The organism is Hyphomicrobiales bacterium (assembly GCA_030688605.1).
In the GTDB taxonomy this organism is placed as follows: domain Bacteria; phylum Pseudomonadota; class Alphaproteobacteria; order Rhizobiales; family NORP267; genus JAUYJB01.
In genome coordinates, this window is sequence record JAUYJB010000165.1 from 1 (window position 1) to 3,792 (window position 3,792).

Here is a 3,792-nt window from a genome sequence, read left to right on the forward strand (position 1 = left end):
CCTGAGCGCTTCCTCGCCATGACCCGGCTCGACCATCTCTCCATACGGCAGTCGGAAGACGCCTATATAGATGAGCTGTTCGCGCGCGCGCCGCATCTGGGGGCGCCGCTGCTGCGCGCGCATTTCCCCCGGGCCTATCTCGACGTCAACCGCGAGCCTTATGAGCTCGATCCGCACATGTTCGACGCGCGGCTGCCGGCCTTCGCCAATACCCGCTCGCTTCGGGTCACCGGCGGGCTCGGCACCATCGCCCGTATCGTCGCCGACACCCACGAGATCTACGACCAGCCGCTCCCCGTCGACGAAGCCTTGAGGCGCATCGAACAGCTTTACAAGCCCTACCACCGTGCGCTCGGCCGGCAGCTCGTCGCATTACAGCGGACATTCGGCGTCGCCATCCTCATCGATTGTCATTCCATGCCCGCCACGGCGGCCGGCGACGGCCAGACGCCGCGGCCCGATTTCGTGCTCGGCGACCGCTACGGCACGTCCTGCACCAGCAGGATCACCGACGAGGCGCAATCGGTCCTGGAGGATCTCGGCTACAGCGTGCGCCGCAACAAGCCCTATGCCGGCGGCTATATCACCGAGCGTTACGGAAATCCGGCACGCGGGCTGCACGCGCTGCAGATCGAGGTCAACCGCGCACTCTACATGGACGAGGTCACGCTGGACAAGACGCCCGGCTTCGCCCAGACCAAATCCGATCTGACAGCACTTGCCGACGCTCTCATTGCCATCGACCCGGCATGGCTCACGCCGCCGCGTCAGGCCGCCGAATAAAAATGCGGGCAAAAAAAGGCCACGGAATCAACCGTGGCCCAAGTCTAGGGAGGAAATGCCCAAAGGTGGGCTGCGGTATGACCGTGGCACGATCTCTACCGCATTGCAACAAAATAGTTCTTGCACCGCACAAATGCAAGTCCTAATTTCGCAACCGGCGTTTTCGTCGCACCGTTTCACGGTTCTGTCCCAGGAGCCATGATGTGAGCCCTCGCCCGGATGCCGAAGCCCTGCCGGCGCTTGCCGCCTTTGCCGAAGAGCTGGCGGCGGCGGCCGGCAAGGCGATCCTGCCGCATTTCCGCACGCCGCTTACCGTCGAGGATAAGGGCGACGGATCGCTGTTCGATCCGGTCACCGAGGCGGATCGCACCGCCGAGACCGTGATGCGCCGAATGATCGCAGCGCGCTTCCCCGACCATGGGATCAAGGGCGAGGAATTTTCCGACCGCAATGCGGACGCCGAGCATGTCTGGGTGCTCGACCCGATCGACGGCACCAAGTCCTTCGTCATCGGCTTTGCCGGTTGGGGAACGCTCGTCGGCCTGATGCGCCGCGGCATTCCCATTCTCGGGCTGATGAGCCAGCCCTTCACCGGCGAACTCTTCATCGGCCACGGCGGCCGGGCCCATTATCGGGGGCCGGCCGGCGACCGGACGCTGAAAAGCCGGCGCTGCGGCGCGCTCGATAAAGCCATGCTGACGACGACGAGCCCGTCGCTGATCGAGGATGAAGCCGACCTTGCGCGCTACCGGGTTCTCGAAGCCCAGGTGCGCCTGTCGCGCTATGGCGGCGACTGCTACGCTTATTGCATGGTCGCGGATGGGCATATCGATCTCGTCGCCGAGACCGGGCTGAAGGCGCACGACATCGTCCCGCTCGTTCCGATCATCGAGGGGGCCGGCGGCATCGTCACCGACTGGAACGGCGGCTCGGCCCTCGACGGCGGCCGGGTGCTTGCCGCCGGCGACCGGCGGGTCCACGCAGCGGCGCTGCAAATCCTCGCCGGCTGAGGCAATCGTTTCCGGCGCCGACGGGGCCACGATTGACAGGCCCGGCGCGGAGGCGTTTAACCTCTGTGCTCGAAGCAAGGGCCGCGCCGCGGCGCCTTGCGACCGCCTCGGATCGGTTTTCCGACAGCGCTCGGGCATGTCATGCAGGTCTATCTGCCGATCGCCGAACTCTCGGTAAACCTGTTTTTCATATTCGGAATGGGCGGGGCCATCGGCTTCCTTTCCGGAATGTTCGGTGTCGGCGGCGGCTTCCTGTTGACGCCGCTGTTGATCTTTTCCGGCATTCCACCGGCGGTGGCGGTGGGCACGCAGGCGAGCCAGATCGCCGCCTCGTCGGTCTCCGGCGCCATGGCCCATTGGCGCCGGCGCGGCATCGATTTGAAGCTCGGCACGGTGCTCCTGGTCGGCGGCGTGTTCGGCGCGCTGATCGGCATCTGGCTGTTCAGCCTGTTCCGCGCGCTGGGCCAGATCGATCTCGTCATCTCGCTCAGCTACGTCACCTTTCTCGGCATCATCGGCGCGCTGATGATGCTGGAAAGCGTTCGCGCCATTGTCCGCGCGCGGCACGGCAAGCCGCCGATCATTCGCCGGCCGGGCCAGCACATGTGGGTCCATGGGCTGCCCTTCAAGATGCGCTTCAAGCGCTCCGGAATCTATGTCAGCGCGATCCCGGTGATCGGCATCGGCGTGGTCGTCGGTCTGCTCGCTGCGGTCATGGGCATTGGCGGCGGGTTCGTCATGGTGCCGGCCCTGATCTACATTCTGCGGGTGCCGACCAACGTCGTCATCGGGACGTCTCTGTTCCAGGTGGTGATGGTCACCGCGCTGGTGACCGTTCTGCACGCCACCACCAACCAGACGGTGGACATGATCCTCGCCATCATCCTGATGGCGGGCGGAGTGATCGGCGCGCAGTTCGGCGCCCAGGCGGGGCAGAAGCTCAAGGGCGAGCAGTTGCGGGCGCTGCTGGCGCTGATGGTGCTCGGCGTTTGCACGCGCCTTGCCATCGAGCTGGTCGTGACCCCGGAGGAGCTTTTCTCGCTGAGTCTCGGGAGCCTGCATCAATGACCGGGCCGTACGCTTCTAGTCGCCGCGCGATGCTGGCCGTCATGGTCCTGACGGTCGTGGCATTTGGCCGCTCGGCGGCGGCCGAGGAGCTCATCACCGCCGTCTCGGCGGACAGGGTGTCCATCGAATCCACCTTTACCGGCGCGGAGATCGTGCTGTTCGGAACCATCGAGCGCGACGCGCAGACCGTCGCCCGGCCGCGGGGCTACGATATCGTCATCGTGACACGCGGTCCGAAGCAGGAGATCGTCGTCCGGCGCAAGTCGCGGCTGGCCGGCATCTGGGTCAACGCTCAGTCCCGGCACTATGTCGAGGCGCCGAGCTACCTCGCAATCCTGTCGAGCCGGCCGCTGACCGACATCGCCGACACGTTGGTTCTGTCCCAATTCCAGCTTAGCCTCAAGCAGTTGATCCTGCTCGAACCGGGGACGGAGTCCGGAACTCCGGCCGCCGGCGCGACTATCTTTCGAGAGGCCGTGGTGCGACTTATGCGCCAGCGCGCCCACTATGTCGAAGACCCCTTCGGCGTAGAGTTTCTGAGCCCGGCGCTGTTCAAGGCGCAGATCCCGCTGCCGGCGAGCGTTCCGGTCGGCGTATACCGGGCCGAGATCTATCTGTTCGGCGACGGCGCCCTGCTGGCGCGGGCGGCCAACGATATCAGCATCCGCAAGTCCGGGGTGGAGCAGTTCGTCACCCATCTGGCGGCGGAAATGCCGCTGCTCTACGGCCTCGCGGCGGTGGCGCTGGCGATTTTTTTCGGCTGGTTCGCCGGCATCGTGTTCCGCCGCGACTAGAGCGGTTCATGGTTATAGGGGATCAATTCGATGGGCCAAATCGGTTCATCCGGGCAGGCGCGGGCCGCGACGCGCGATACGGGATATCGGGCGAGCGCCGCAACGAACCCGGTGGGCCGATTTGGCCCACCGAAGGC

Annotated in this window: 4 protein-coding genes; all 4 read left to right on the forward strand. The window is 65.6% G+C overall.

What is annotated here, in order from left to right; genetic code table 11:
• Window positions 1-783 (forward strand): N-formylglutamate amidohydrolase (locus Q8P46_17220; GenBank protein ID MDP2621889.1); only part of this gene is annotated, 783 nt, incomplete at its 5' end.
• 203 nt (window positions 784-986) lie between these two features.
• Window positions 987-1,793, forward strand: coding sequence for a histidinol-phosphatase (gene hisN / locus Q8P46_17225; GenBank protein MDP2621890.1), 807 nt, complete (start codon window positions 987-989; stop codon window positions 1,791-1,793).
• 141 nt (window positions 1,794-1,934) lie between these two features.
• Entirely contained in the window at window positions 1,935-2,861 is a 927-nt protein-coding gene (locus tag Q8P46_17230) for a sulfite exporter TauE/SafE family protein (GenBank protein MDP2621891.1), read from the forward strand.
• A complete protein-coding gene (locus tag Q8P46_17235) occupies window positions 2,858-3,655 on the forward strand; it encodes a TIGR02186 family protein (protein ID MDP2621892.1) in 798 nt (265 codons plus the stop codon). The genes Q8P46_17230 and Q8P46_17235 overlap by 4 nt, the downstream gene beginning before the upstream one ends.
• Window positions 3,656-3,792 lie beyond the last annotated feature (137 nt).